The sequence below is a fragment of the Archangium minus genome (assembly GCF_044360475.1).
GTDB lineage: Bacteria > Myxococcota > Myxococcia > Myxococcales > Myxococcaceae > Archangium > Archangium minus.
Genome location: NZ_CP043494.1, coordinates 2,719,151 through 2,731,768, shown reverse-complemented (window position 1 = coordinate 2,731,768; position 12,618 = coordinate 2,719,151). Strand labels below are relative to the sequence as shown.

The following is a 12,618-nucleotide window of genomic DNA, read 5'->3' as shown; positions in this document are numbered from 1 at the left end:
AAATCCACGAGGCCGTGTCAGAGCGATGACGTGGCCTGGGTTGAAATGGGGGCATGTTCCTTCATGCCCTCGGACACTTCCACCCGGAGAACCTCATCACCAACGCGTTCCTCCAGGAGATCGGCCTCGAGACGAATGACACCTGGATCATCGAGCGGGTGGGCATCCGCACCCGGCACACGGTGCTACCGCTCGACTACATCCGCGAGACTCGCAACCGCGATGTCCGCGGCGCCCAGGAGGCGGCCCTCTACTCCAACGCGGAGACGGGCAAGCGCGCGGCGTTGATGGCGCTCGAGCGCGCGGGGCGCAGCGTGAAGGACGTGGGCATGGTGGTGGCGGGCGGCTGCTCGCCCGACGAGTGCATCCCCGCGGAGGCCTGCCGCATCGCGGAGGCGCTGAACATCGACGCGCCCGCGGTAGATCTCAACGCGGCCTGCTCCTCCTTCTGTGCCCAGCTGCACTTCCTCGACAGCATGAAGCCCGAGCGCCTGCCGGACTTCATCCTCGTGGTGAATCCGGAGAACTCCACCCGCGTAGTGGACTACTCGGACCGCTCCAGCTGCGTGCTGTGGGGCGATGGCACCAGCGCCGCGGTGCTCAGCCCACGCATCCCCGGCCCCTGGCGCATCACCCAGACGCTGCTTGGTGGGGACCCCTCGGGGGCGGACAAGGTGAAGGTGCCTCGCGCCGGGCACTTCACCCAGCAGGGCGCGGCGGTGCAGACCTTCGCCATCAAGCGCGCGACCGAGACCTTCCTCACGCTGCGTGAGCACTACCTGGCGGCGTCCCCGGAGCGCACCGCGGAGGGCCTGAGCCTCATCGGACATCAGGCCAACCTGCGCATGCTGGAATCAGTGCAGCGGCGCACCGGGGTGGCCGATGCGCGCCACTTCTACAATGTGGATCGTCGCGGCAACTGTGGGGCGTCGGGAGCTCCCACCGTGCTCTCAGAGAACTGGGACGACCCACGACTGGGAGACGCGGTGGCGCTCGCAGTGGTGGGCAGCGGCCTCACCTGGGCCGGAGCCCTGCTCGAGCGGACTCCTGCTGGAGCGTGAACGTGTAGAGAAGGGGGGGTAAGGCCGGGGGATTATCGGGAAACCCGAAAAAGAGTTTCCTAGGCACCGGCCGGCTCACACGCCTCGATGCTGGCGGGCTCGCGGTTCGAGGCGGTAGAACGCGCCCCCATGAAATCCCTCCACGTCGCCATCGTCGGTGCGGGGCCCGCCGGCTCATCCGCGGCCACATTCCTCGCGCAGCAGGGTGCCCGGGTGACGTTGCTCGAGCGCGGACGCTTCCCCCGAGACAAGATCTGCGGAGATGGCTGCACGCCCCGGACGCTGTGGATGATGGAGCGCTTGGGGCTCGGGACGCTGCCCAGCACCGAGGCCGCGCCGGTGGACGCCATCTACGCCATCTCCCCGGGAGGCGTGGTGTTGGACATGGCCATCCCAACCCGGCTCTTCGGCGGCAAGGCGTGCGTCATCCCCCGCCAGGTGCTCGATGAGCGGCTCGTCCAGCGCGCGGTCCAGTCCGGAGCCGAGCTGCGTGAGGGCGTGCGGGTGGAGGGGCTCGAGCGGGAGGCCAACGGCATCGTCCTGCGTTGCCGGGACGGAGAGGACCTGCGCGCCGACATTGTGCTGGGCTGCGATGGCTCGCCCTCGGTGGTGCGGCGCGCGCTCGGGGCGCCCGACTTCCCGGACCATGAGGGCGCCTTCGCGGTCCGCGCCTACTACGAGAACGTCCGCCTGACCCGTCCGCGGAGCATGGCCTTCTATTGGGAGAAGGATCTGCTGCCCGCCTACGGGTGGATCTTCCCCCTGCCAGATGGGCGAGCCAACGTGGGGCTGGGCCTGCGAGCGGACCAGCTCGCCGCGTCCGGAGTGAAGCTGCCCGAGCTGATGGAGCGCTTCTGCGCGAGCCCTCACGTGGCCGCGGAGCTGGCCGGAGCCAGGCGCGTGGGCAAGGTGAAGGGGCACCACCTGCCCTTCGGCTCCTTCGCCCGGCACACCCACTTCGATCGGGCGCTGCTGCTGGGAGACGCGGCCGGCTTCGTCAATCCGCTCACGGGCGAGGGCATCGAGTTCGCCCTGGAGTCAGGTGCCTTCGCCGCCGAAGCGGTGGCCGAGGCCGTGGCGGCGGGGGACTTGTCGGAGCGGGGACTCGGTGGCTACGCGCGGCGCTGGCAGACGCGCTTCCGCACCGCGTTCCAGCTCAACCGCAGGCTGATGTTCGCCTTTGAGCGACCCCGACTGCTGGACCGTACCTTTCGCGCGGCGATTCGTAACGAGCATGTCCGCGACGAGCTCGCGGACGTCATCAGTGGAGAGGCCTCGCGCATCTCGTGGCGCTTCCTCGCGGGCGTGGCACTCGGGCGCTGAGCGCTCCGTCTCCCTCGCGTGACGCACGGATGACGGGTGCATGGCGATGTGCGTGGGAGACAACCATGCACGGCCCTGCACGCACTGGTGAGTGTTCACCAGCAAAGCAGGCGCCAACCCCACGCAGCGCGTTACCACACGCCTCTGACGCGTGGATGACGTCTCCCCACGGAGCCCACAGAACACTGTCCCGCCCCCTTGCACGCCCTTGGCGCGTGGGCACATTCTTCCTCGTGGGACGGCCACACAGGGGAGGTCGGCATGCTTTCCATCCACGAGCACGCAACGCTGGAAGACGCGAGCACTGAGCTGCTCGATTTTGCTCTCGCACCGTCCAACTGGACGACGGCGCTGCCGGCCGATCAAGCGCCGGCCTCGGTGCATGGGGACGTGCAGTATCAGCGGCGCGTGGGCTCGCTGCGCATCTACACCGTCGTCGAGGTGGCCTCCTCGCTCGACGTGTTCCTGCGCGTTGCCTTCCGCGCGCCCGGCCTCACGCCGGTGAAGGCGGCGGACCTCTTGGAGACCTTCCTCAAGCAGCGCCTGCCGCTCACGCCCAACAGTGAGTGGCAGGTGGAGGTGGACGAGCGCCGGTGGATCCACTTCGTGCGGCGCTACGCGGCTCAGCGCCTTCAGGCCTGAGCCCGAGCGGGCTCGCGCGTCCCACCCGGGACGTGCTTCTGCCCGCCCACCACCTGGCCGTCCCTCACCTCGATGAGCCAGTAGCCCTCGCGACCCGCCTGGGTGGATGAACCCGCGCTGAAGATGTGCGGGCGCTCGGCGGTGGCTGGGTGGTGGTAGCGGTGATGAATGTGACCGTGCAGCACTGCGTAGCGCGGCCCGGGCAACAGCCGGAAGAGCGCCTGCGCGTCCTTCAAGCCATGCAGCAGGCTGTCCGCCCGGCCCTTGTGGGTGAGCGGCGCGTGGTGCACCACCACCAGCACGGCTCGGCCCGCCAGCCGCGGATCCTTCACCAGCTCGGCGAGCCCCTCCAACTGCGCCGGGCCGATGTAGCCATGGGCAAAGCCCGGCACGAAGGGCACCCGCGCGGACAGCAGGCCCACCACGGCAGCCCCCTTGCCCACCAGCCGCACGAAGGGGAAGGCCCCCTCGCGGCGGTACTCGGGTAGGTCGCTCTCCAGGAGATGGCCGAAGTGGCGTGCGAAGCGGCCCGCGCGGTGGCTACCTGGGGTGAAGACGTCGTGGTTGCCGGGGACAACGGTGCAGCGGCCCGGGTCCTCGGCCAGCGCGCCGAGCGAGGCGCGCGCCAGCTGGAACTCTGGATCCAACGCGTACGCGGTGAGATCCCCGGAGAGGATGAAGTGGTCCACCCCGTGCTGCTCCGCGTCGCTGGCGATGGTGGCGAGCGTCTCGGGAGCCCGTGCATAGGCCTTGCTGCGCCCGCCCACGGACAGCTCGGCCATGGCGATCCACCGCCGCCAGCCGAGCTTCAGCAAGGGCAGGGAGAGGTAGTTGGCGGTGATGTGGACATCGGAGCAGTGGAGGAAACGCATCGAGGTCATCCAGGGCACACCAGTCAGCACGGGCACGCACCCTCGCCCGGTTTCGGGACGGGACTAACCCGCCGCGAGGTTGGTGGCCATGGAAAGCTGCGCATGGTTAGTCTGCCGCACACCCCATGAGCTTCCGCGGACGCTTCGCGCCCAGCCCGACCGGGCGCATCCACCTCGGCAATGCCCGCAGCGCGCTGCTCGGCTGGCTCCAGGCCCGCGCGGCCGGAGGCCAGTTCCTGCTGCGCATCGAAGATCTCGATCGCGCACGCTGCAAGCCGCAGTTCCTCGAGGACCTGTACCGGGACCTGGAGTGGCTGGGCCTGGACTGGGACGAGCCGCCCCTCATCCAGAGCCAGCGCGATGACGTCTACCGGAACGCCCTGGAGACGCTGGAGCGGACGGGCCGCGTCTACCCGTGCTTCTGCACGCGCGCGGAGATCGCCCGGGCGGCGAGTGCCCCCCATGGCTTGAGTGAGGAGGGACCGCGCTATCCCGGGACGTGCGCCCCGCTCTCTCCCGAGGCCCGCGCCGAACGGGCCCGCGCGCGAGTCCCCGCCCTGCGCTTCCAGGCGGCACCCGGCGAGTGGTGCTTCGAGGACGGGCTGCACGGCCGCTACTGCCAGGACGTGGCCACGGTGGTGGGGGACTTCGTGGTGCGCCGCAACGATGGGGTGGCCAGCTACCAGCTCGCCGTGGTGGTGGACGACGTGGCCAGTGGCATCACCGACGTGCTCCGGGGGGACGACCTTCTGTCCTCGACGCCCCGACAGCTTCAAATCTACGAGGCGCTCGGCCACGTGCCTCCGCGCTTCTGGCACGTGCCCCTGGTCCTCGGGGAGGATGGCAAGCGACTGGCCAAGCGGGAGGGCGCCTTCGCGGTGGCCGAGCTGCGCGAGCGGGGTATTTCAGTCGAGCGGGTGCTCGGGCTGCTGGCGGCATGGAGCGGACTGGGGGACGGCGAGCCCGTGAACCTGGAGGAGCTGGTGCGGAGGTTCCGCCCCGAGCTGCTCCCCCGCTCGCCTGTCGTCGCCCGGGAGGGGCTGTTGAAGACGGCGCTGGGCCTCGACTGAAGGCACGAAAGGGCCCCATGGGGACGCGAGTCGCCAAGGCCCGGGTTGAAGGTGGACATGTCGGGTAGAGCCGTCTTCCTCTGGGTGGTCCTCCCCTTCGTGGCCTTGAGCGCACTGGCGCTCTGGCTCACGAGGGACACGCCGACGCACGTCGAGACCGTGGCCGTGGAGGCCCCCACCCCGCCCGAACCACCCAAGCGGGCACCCCCTCCGGCACCGACCCTCGCGCTCCCGCCGGAACCCACGCCCCAGCCCCCCCTGCCCTCCCCGCCTCCGCCACCGGAAGACGAGCCTCTCGAGGACCCCCCCCCAGGTACCTGGAGCAAGGAGGAGATCCGCGTGGCCCTCCGCGCCGTCCAGCCCTTGGTGCGCTCGTGCCTGGCCGACGCCTCGGTGCGCCACCCGGGCTCACACTCCGTGAAGCTGCGCTTCACCCTCGATGCGCAGGGGGCACACGGCCGGTTCCAGCGCGGCGAGGTGGTGGAGAGCAGCGTGCAGGACCCTTTCGTCACCGCCTGCCTGCTCGATACTCTCGCCGACACGCAATTTTCCGCCCCGCCTGGGAAGCCACCTCTCACCCTGACCCACCCGTTCCACTTCAGACCCCGGTAAGCTCGGAGTCTCTTGAAAGCCCCGGCGGGGCCTGTGGTGTACTCGCGAGCGCGCAACATGCCCCCCGTCACCGTCCAACAACTCGTCGCCAAGGACACCGATGCGCTGAGGGCGCTGCTCGCGAAGGACCCCGCCCACAACCTCTATTTGCTGGGGCTGCTGCAGGAGTACGGCATCGCGACGGCCGACAACCGGTGCAGCTTCAGCTACTGGGGGCGCTTCGATGGGAAGACGCTCACCGCGGCCGTCTTCGTGGGAGGCTCGGGCGGACTGGTGGTGCCCTCGGCGAGTGAGGGCGCCTTTACCGGAGTCATCGCGGACGCACTGGCCGAGCGCGTGAGGCTGAAGGGCTCCGTGGGCGAGAAGCCAGCGGTGGACGCGCTGGTGCGCAGCCTGTGCGTGGGCAAGCCCCGGCTGTCGAAGACGTACCGCCTCTTCTCCGTGTCGGCCGATGACCTGGGCCCCTTCACCAACCCGCTGCTCCGGCTGGCGCGCGAGGAGGACGTCCCGCGGCTGGTACCGTTGGCGGCGGGGGCGATCCGGGAGATCCACGATCGGGACGCGCTCGCGGAGGATCCGCACTTCGAGGCGCGGGTGGCCCAGCGCGTGAGGGCGCGGCGCACCTACGTGCTGGAGGAGAACGGCGAGCTGGTGTTCAAGGTGGACATTGGCAGCCGCTCGCAATTCGGAGCGGAGCTGGAGGCCCTCTACACGGTGCCCTCTCAACGGGGGAAGGGCCACGCCACGCTGTGCCTGGGGCAGATCTCCCGCTTCCTGCTGTCGTCGCTGCCGAGACTCACCCTGCGGATAGAAGAGAAGGACGAGTCCCTGGCGCGAATCGCTCGCAAGGTGGGCTACCTGGCCGGCCGGACGCAGCGCCTGGTACTGACGGAGTAGCATCGGCGAGCGAGACGGTTACACTCCGCGCCCTTCGGAGTGCACCATGTCTCGTCCCACACCTGAACGCCGTCCCCTCTCGGGAGAGGGCCCCGTCATCCTCCGCGTCCCCAGCGATCCGCGCTGGCTGCCCCTCGCGCTCGAGCGCTTCGACGAGGTGCTGGTGGACCATGCCCACTGCGAGAAGAAGGCGGCGGCCAACGCCCTCTCGATGATCCAGGTGTACCCGGAGCTGCCCGGCCTGCCGGCGCAGATGGCACGGCTGGCGCGCGAGGAGAGCGCGCACCTGGCCCGCGTGCTGGAGATCATGGCCATGCGGGGCCTGACGCTGGGGCGCGACACGGGCGACCCCTATGCCCAGGGGCTGCAGAAGGCCATCCGCACCTCGGCGGAGGGTCGCAAGGTGGACCGGCTGCTCGTGGCCGCGGTCATCGAGGCGCGCTCGTGCGAGCGCCTGTCCCTCCTGGCCGAGGGGCTCGAGGACCCCATGCTGCGCCGCTTCTACGCCGAGCTGGCCCAGTCCGAGGACGGCCACCAGTCGCTCTTCTACCGGCTGGCCGTCACCGCGACGAACGGGGATGAGGCCTCGGTGCGCGCCCGGCTGGACGAGCTGCTCGTCCACGAGGCCGCCGTGCTCGAGCAGGTGGGCCTGCGCGCCGCCATCCACTAAAGCGCGGCCCGCGGGTCCTGCCCTACGCGCTCAAGCGCTCATTTCGCTGCTGAGGCGTAACGGGCAGCTCCAATGTGAACGTGGCCCCCTGCCCCGGCCCATCGCTGTGAACGGTCAAGGAGCCTCCCAGCTCCTGGGCCGCCAGGGCACTGGAGTGCAGACCAAAGCCGTGCCCCTCCTTCCGGGTGGTGAAGCCGTACTGGAAGATGCGCGTGAGCATCTCCGGCGCGATGCCCACGCCATTGTCCCGCACCTCGATGAGGATGCGGTCGGCGGAGGGACGCACCAGACTCACGCTCATGCGCCGCTGCTCCTCGGGCACCGCGTCCATGGCGTACTTGGCGTTGCTGATCAGATTGACGAGGATCATCAACACCTTGTGCTTCTCGGTCAGCACGGGCGGCACATCCGACAGGTTCTTCGCTACCGCCACCGCATGACGGCCGAGCGCGGCCTGGTTGATGCGCAGGGCGTCCTCCACCAGCTCACTCAGCTGGACCGGCTCGAAGAGCTGCTGGGGCGTGCGGGCGTAGCGCTGCTGCAGCTTGACGATGGCGCCAATGTGCTCGGTGTGTCGGCTGACATCGCCCAGCAGGGTCTGAAGCTCCTGCCGCTCCATCAGCAGGTGCTTTCCCAACTGGTCCAGGAAGGGCAACACATTGCGCCCGCGCTCGTCCTGGGTGAGGAAGGTGGACAGGTCGGCCTTGTGCTCCTCGAGCAGGTCCGCCACCCGTGCCACGTTCTCGAGCTTCAGCGCGGCCAGTCGCTCCCGGGCCAGCATCGACGAGGTGAGGACACTGGTCAGCACGTTGCCCACGTTGTGCAGGACGTTGGTGGCGATCTCCGCCCGGCCCACCTGCCGCGCGGTCTCCACCAGTTGCCGGTGCACCTCCTGGAGCTCCCGAGTGCGCTCCTCGACCCGATGCTCCAGTCCCTCGTTGGCCAGCCGCAGGGCCTCCTCACGCCGCTGGACCTCGCTGGCCATCCGCTGGAAGGCGAGCGCCAGTTGCCCCAGCTCGTCAGCGCGTGAGGTGTCCAGCCCCACGTTGAACTCACCCGCCGACAACCGGGTGGTCGCCTGGGTGAAGTCCAGCAGCGGATGGGAGATCTGCTGCTTCAGCACCCAGTACATGATGGCCAGCTCCATCAGCAGCGACAGCACGCCGAACAACAGGACATAGCGCGCCGCGCGAATGGCGGCCGACGTCACCACCTGCTTGGGCATGACCGTGACGAAGTTCCAGCCCGCGCCCTCCAGCCGCGCCACGGCGATGTACTCGTCGAACTCCGGCACCTCCAGCACGACCTCGCCAGGTGCGCGGGCCTCCACCCGCTTGAATATGGCGCGCAGGTGGGCTCGCTGCCGCTCGGTGATCGCCTGCGTGAAGACCGCCTCCGGATTCCGGGTGTCATTCAGGATGTTGTAGGCCTCCGCCCCGCTCTTCATCTGCAGCTTGGGGTGGGCGATGAGATGACCATCGTCACGGAAGAGGATGTTGTAGGCCCCGGGCAGGTGGTCGCTGAGGGTCCGGCCCATCAACTCGTTCAAGAGCACGTCGTGGGAGAGGGTCGCGACGTGACGGCCGTCCAGGTCCAGCGGGGTCGCGACCGTGACCATCCAGGTCTTGGTGGGCGCATCCTCGAAGACGCCGGTCCAGGACGACTCCCGCTTCGGGTTGTTCTCGGGGAGGGCGAGCGTGAAGTACTCGAGGTTCAGGACGGAGAAGCTGGGGTCGAGCTCCAGGAAGTAGTTGGGCCCCTCCGGCCAGTACCCCACCACCACGCCCTCCGGCAGCATGACGCCGGTGTTCATGAAGCGGACGTGGAAGGCCGGCCCATACTGGATGACCACCTCGTACGCGGCCAGCAGCCGACGGCGGAAGTCGGCATCCACCGTCACGCCCCGGGGAACGTAGACGCCCGGCATCTGCGTCCCATCGAAGCCCTGGGGGTTGTTGCGGATCGTCCCATCCGGGCGGGACACGAAGAGCCTGTCGAAGAGGGGCTGGGGATCCTGCTCGCGCCAGAACCGGAGCCGCTCCTCCAGCGCCTTCTTGAGGATGGCGTGGTTGTCCTCCGCCAGCACGAAGATGGCCTGCTCCCGCTCGCTGCGATCCACGACACTGCGCTCCATCGTCGCGCGAGTTTCCGCGAGGAGGGAGTTGTAGATGTGGAGGTAGCTGAGAAGGGTGGTCAGGGCGATGATCACCGCGATGCGCACGCCCATCTTGATGAGCGTCGAGCGAGCCAGGGATGACCGGGCCGGGGATGGGAAAGCGTGCTGTGGGGTCATGAAGTGGCTGCTCGAGAGAAGGGCCCGGTCCCGCGAAGGACCGGGCCACACTCAGCTGGGTGACTCAGGGGGTGCTGAGGGGGTCCGCCGGATTGCACCCCGCGGCCCGCTCATCGCCGTCGAGGTGCCCATCGAGGTCGCGATCAATACCCATGCGCTGGCCCGAGCCCGGGGGCGCACAGGTAAAGGTCACCGCACCACCGGTCGTGGCGACGCGCTGACGGAGGGTCGAGTCGGACGTCAACGGATGGGAGAGCCGATCCGCCTTGAACTGCCCGCTCCCCACGTGGAGGAAGCCCACGTCGGTCAGGCCGATCCGGCCCGTCACCACCAGGTCGCACTCGCCGGCGTTCGCGCGTGCCAGCAGGAGCTGGATGCGAGGCAGCACCACGGAGGCGTTGCTGGCCGTGAGCGTCACCTGCTGGCCGACGATCGGCGCCAGGTTGCTGTCGAAGGCCAGGAGGAACTGCTCCATGTTCTTCTTGGCCAGGACACCCTCGGGTCCATCCGGGATGCCCACCGAGTTGAAGATCGGATGGAAGTCGAAGCCGCTGTTGAAGCGGAACAGCGTGTCGATGGAGCCGTCGCTGTTGAAGCCGAAGCCGCGGATCTGATCTCCCATGTGGGCGTCCGCGGGCATGAAGCCAAAGTCGTAGCCCACGCCGAACATGCCGACCTTCTGGTACAGGTTGCGCAGCTGCGGGTTCTTGGGGAAGAGCGCCGTCGCGACGAAGGACGACTTGCCGTCCGAGCCGAAGAGGCCCTTGAACTGGCCCTCGCTGGGGTTCGCGTTGGGATCCAGCCGGTGGCACGACTGGCACGAGCCATGGAAGAAGCTCGTGGTGTTGAAGTAGAAGTCCCGGCCCGCCTGCTGCGCTGGCGTGAGCGAGTTGTCGAGGTTCCGGACCGGGTTCGGCGGGTACATGATCTGGAGGACGAACTCCGAGAACCGCTGCATCTCCGCGGGCGTGAGCTGCGCGTCTCTCCCGAGCAGCTCCATGAACGCCGGGTTGAACTGATTGAACGCCGCGACCTCGTCGAACGCACCGTCGTTCGGCTGGGCGCTCGCCTCGTCGTTGCCGCCCGTGCGGTCTCCGCGCCAGTGCATCGGCCCGTGGTTCGCCATTCCGCGCAGGCTCTGGGTCGCGAAAGGACCCTTCACCGGATGGAAGTTGGGATCCTGTCCGAAGGTGGGATCGTTGCCGAACTCGGGCGGCACCGGGGTGATGGGGTTCTGGTTGACCTTGTACGCCGCATCCGGGTTGCCCAGGTCCCAATCCAGACCGTCGAAGTCGCCGAAGATGTGGCAGCTCGCGCAGGACGAGTCACCGTGGCTCGAGCTCTTGCGCGCGTCATAGAGGTACGGACGTCCCGCCACCACGTTCGCCGGCTCGGGGTTGTACATCTTCAGGTGGGCGATCTCCTGGCGCGTGGAGGTGTTGATGACGGAGACCGCGTTGTCGAAGCGCGTCAGCACGTACATGCGACCGCGGACCTCGTCCAGCACGAGCCCGCTGGGGCCACCGCCGCTCACGAGGATCTGGTTCGCCGTGCTCGGGACGAAGGTGTCGGCCTCGAGCGCCGCGGTGGAGTAGACGCCGATCTTCGAGGAGCCGAACGCGGCCACGTACAGCGTGGCGCCGTCGGAGGTCACCGCCATGCCGAGCGGCTGCGCGAGGCTCTTCTCGTTCTCCGCGTTGGGGATGGCGGCGCAGCAGACGCCGTAGTTGATGTGCTTGTTGAGGTGCCGCGGAGCAACGCCCGAGGAGCCCAGCACGGTGATGCGGCTCTCGTGCAGGTGCCCGCGCAGGCTGCTGCCAGCGAAGGTGCCCGGCCCCTCGAAGCGCAGGTCGTTACGCGCCTCGGTGTTGCTGACGTACACCTTCCCGTTCACCGGGTTGACGGCCATGTTGAACAGGGTGGTGCCCACGCCGGAGTAGAAGCCGGCCGAGCCCGCGAGCTGCGCCGGCGGGTTGGCGGTGGCGTCGATGACGAACACGTCCTTGTCCGGCAGGGAGAACTTCACCTTGTCCGTCCACGAGCGGCCCAGCACGTCCACCCAGTCCTGGCCGTTGAACCGGACGAGGACGCCAACCTCGGGCGCCGGCACTCCGGCCGCGTTGGTATTCGGGCCCGGGACGCCGCCCGCCGCCTGGCCCCCGTTGGGCACGAGGATTTCATGGACGATGGAGCTGCGGTTGCCTGAGTGGAACGCGGCGGCATAGACGCGCGAGCCGTCCGGCGTCGCCGCGAGCGCGCGCGGGGTATCGCTGAAGAGGGTAACGATGGAGAGCGGGTTGCCACCGAGCGAGGTGCCCAGGTTGTTGGCATCGAAGACCCAGACGTCGGCGCGGCCGATGCCCGGCGTGGTGAACTGCGGATCAAAAGGAACGTTCTGACCGCGGTGCGCGGCGGTGATGAAGGCGCGGCTCTTCCCCGTCCCCGCGAAGACAATGTCGCGCGGCTCGTCGCCGACGAGCAGCGTACGGACCACGAGCCCGGTGATTCCACTCAGGGTGGGGGTGAGCTTCACCACGCTCACGCTGTCGGACAGGTGATTGACGACCCAGACCTCCTCGTCGCTCCGCGCCGCGACCGCGACGGGCTCGAGCCCCACGGGGATCGACGTGAGATGGGTGAGGCCACTCGACTCGACCTTGAAGACCTCGAGGCGGCCGTCCGGGGTGTTGACGGCATAGAGGTACTTGCCCGTCGGAGACAGCGCGAGCGGCCGGACCTGCCCGCTCTCAAAAAGCGTAAACGGCGCCGCGGAGACATCCTGGCCCACCGCCAAGATGACGAGCAGCACTGCGGAGAGAATCGCTCTCCATGTGGTACAGCGAACCACCACTCCCTTTGCTTCCATGCACCCTCCTCGCGAGGCGCTCACTCCGTGCTCGCGGCCACAGCGAAGTATCAGGAATGTTCAGAATCGTGCGCTGTGTAGCTTGGACTGTAAAGGCCGAGCGGATTTTTACAAATGAAACGGATCTGCCCCGGGTTGCTCGATTTCCACCCCCCTCGGGGATGGGCGTCCAACAGTGGCGTGGCGCTCGACGTGGACAAGGCCACTCGCGAGGCGCGGTCGCCCACGGTGTGCGGCAAGGCCTACGCGCCCGATTCGAAGATGCTCAACGACGACGACGGGGAGCGCGGCACCACCCAGTACAGCGGCTGA

General features: G+C 68.6%; 11 protein-coding genes. 8 read left to right on the top strand and 3 right to left on the bottom strand.

The features are described from left to right. Positions 1-53: 53 nt before the first annotated feature. The 3 genes from F0U60_RS11215 to F0U60_RS11205 all read left to right on the top strand — a co-directional run bounded on the left by F0U60_RS11215 (position 54) and on the right by F0U60_RS11205 (position 3,026). Positions 54-1,061, top strand: coding sequence for a 3-oxoacyl-ACP synthase III family protein (locus F0U60_RS11215; RefSeq protein ID WP_395817800.1), 1,008 nt, complete (start codon positions 54-56; stop codon positions 1,059-1,061). A 129-nt stretch (positions 1,062-1,190) separates the two neighbouring features. Beyond that, on the top strand, positions 1,191-2,384 hold the full coding sequence (locus F0U60_RS11210; protein WP_395817797.1) for an NAD(P)/FAD-dependent oxidoreductase: 1,194 nt from the start codon (positions 1,191-1,193) through the stop codon (positions 2,382-2,384). Positions 2,385-2,645: 261 nt separating this feature from the next. Further along, on the top strand, positions 2,646-3,026 hold the full coding sequence (locus tag F0U60_RS11205) for a hypothetical protein (RefSeq protein ID WP_395817794.1): 381 nt from the start codon (positions 2,646-2,648) through the stop codon (positions 3,024-3,026). Here the strand turns inward: F0U60_RS11205 and F0U60_RS11200 are convergent. Then, positions 3,017-3,898 carry a metallophosphoesterase family protein gene (locus F0U60_RS11200; RefSeq protein WP_395825188.1) on the bottom strand — a complete coding sequence of 294 codons (882 nt, stop codon included), beginning with the start codon at positions 3,896-3,898 and terminating at the stop codon, positions 3,017-3,019. The two genes, F0U60_RS11205 and F0U60_RS11200, sit on opposite strands and share 10 nt — an antisense overlap. A 125-nt stretch (positions 3,899-4,023) precedes the next feature. Between F0U60_RS11200 and gluQRS the strand changes: the two genes are divergently transcribed. From gluQRS to F0U60_RS11180, 4 genes are read left to right on the top strand one after another with little or no spacing between them, the layout of a single operon-like run. Beyond that, a complete protein-coding gene (gene gluQRS, locus F0U60_RS11195) occupies positions 4,024-4,968 on the top strand; it encodes a tRNA glutamyl-Q(34) synthetase GluQRS (protein WP_395817791.1) in 945 nt (314 codons plus the stop codon). A gap of 57 nt (positions 4,969-5,025) precedes the next feature. Then, positions 5,026-5,580, top strand: a complete 555-nt coding sequence (locus tag F0U60_RS11190) for an AgmX/PglI C-terminal domain-containing protein (RefSeq protein ID WP_395817788.1) — start codon at positions 5,026-5,028, stop codon at positions 5,578-5,580. A gap of 57 nt (positions 5,581-5,637) precedes the next feature. After that, complete coding sequence (locus tag F0U60_RS11185) at positions 5,638-6,477, top strand: DUF4081 domain-containing protein (protein ID WP_395817785.1); 840 nt, start codon at positions 5,638-5,640, stop codon at positions 6,475-6,477. A gap of 46 nt (positions 6,478-6,523) precedes the next feature. Next, a complete protein-coding gene (locus F0U60_RS11180) occupies positions 6,524-7,147 on the top strand; it encodes a tRNA-(ms[2]io[6]A)-hydroxylase (RefSeq protein ID WP_395817782.1) in 624 nt (207 codons plus the stop codon). A gap of 22 nt (positions 7,148-7,169) precedes the next feature. On the opposite strand, the gene F0U60_RS11175 is transcribed toward F0U60_RS11180, so the two are convergent. Beyond that, entirely contained in the window at positions 7,170-9,440 is a 2,271-nt protein-coding gene (locus F0U60_RS11175; RefSeq protein ID WP_395817780.1) for an ATP-binding protein, read from the bottom strand. A gap of 64 nt (positions 9,441-9,504) precedes the next feature. Beyond that, the gene (locus F0U60_RS11170) at positions 9,505-12,306 is read right to left on the bottom strand and encodes a hypothetical protein (protein ID WP_395817777.1); all 2,802 of its coding nucleotides are present in this window, start codon (positions 12,304-12,306) and stop codon (positions 9,505-9,507) included. Positions 12,307-12,420: 114 nt separating this feature from the next. On the opposite strand from F0U60_RS11170, the gene F0U60_RS11165 reads away from it, so the two are divergent. Further along, entirely contained in the window at positions 12,421-12,618 is a 198-nt protein-coding gene (locus F0U60_RS11165) for a hypothetical protein (RefSeq protein ID WP_395817775.1), read from the top strand.

What these genes read in the sequence shown, in the direction of transcription:
- F0U60_RS11180 (WP_395817782.1), top strand. Translation starts at nt 6,524, where the DNA reads ATGTCTCGTCCCACACCTGAACGCCGTCCCCTCTCGGGAGAGGGCCCC.
- F0U60_RS11215 (WP_395817800.1), top strand. Translation starts at nt 54, where the DNA reads ATGTTCCTTCATGCCCTCGGACACTTCCACCCGGAGAACCTCATCACC.
- F0U60_RS11210 (WP_395817797.1), top strand. Translation starts at nt 1,191, where the DNA reads ATGAAATCCCTCCACGTCGCCATCGTCGGTGCGGGGCCCGCCGGCTCA.
- F0U60_RS11175 (WP_395817780.1), bottom strand. Translation starts at nt 9,440, where the DNA reads ATGACCCCACAGCACGCTTTCCCATCCCCGGCCCGGTCATCCCTGGCT.
- F0U60_RS11190 (WP_395817788.1), top strand. Translation starts at nt 5,026, where the DNA reads ATGTCGGGTAGAGCCGTCTTCCTCTGGGTGGTCCTCCCCTTCGTGGCC.
- F0U60_RS11200 (WP_395825188.1), bottom strand. Translation starts at nt 3,898, where the DNA reads ATGCGTTTCCTCCACTGCTCCGATGTCCACATCACCGCCAACTACCTC.
- F0U60_RS11165 (WP_395817775.1), top strand. Translation starts at nt 12,421, where the DNA reads ATGAAACGGATCTGCCCCGGGTTGCTCGATTTCCACCCCCCTCGGGGA.
- F0U60_RS11185 (WP_395817785.1), top strand. Translation starts at nt 5,638, where the DNA reads ATGCCCCCCGTCACCGTCCAACAACTCGTCGCCAAGGACACCGATGCG.
- F0U60_RS11170 (WP_395817777.1), bottom strand. Translation starts at nt 12,306, where the DNA reads ATGGAAGCAAAGGGAGTGGTGGTTCGCTGTACCACATGGAGAGCGATT.
- F0U60_RS11205 (WP_395817794.1), top strand. Translation starts at nt 2,646, where the DNA reads ATGCTTTCCATCCACGAGCACGCAACGCTGGAAGACGCGAGCACTGAG.
- gluQRS (WP_395817791.1), top strand. Translation starts at nt 4,024, where the DNA reads ATGAGCTTCCGCGGACGCTTCGCGCCCAGCCCGACCGGGCGCATCCAC.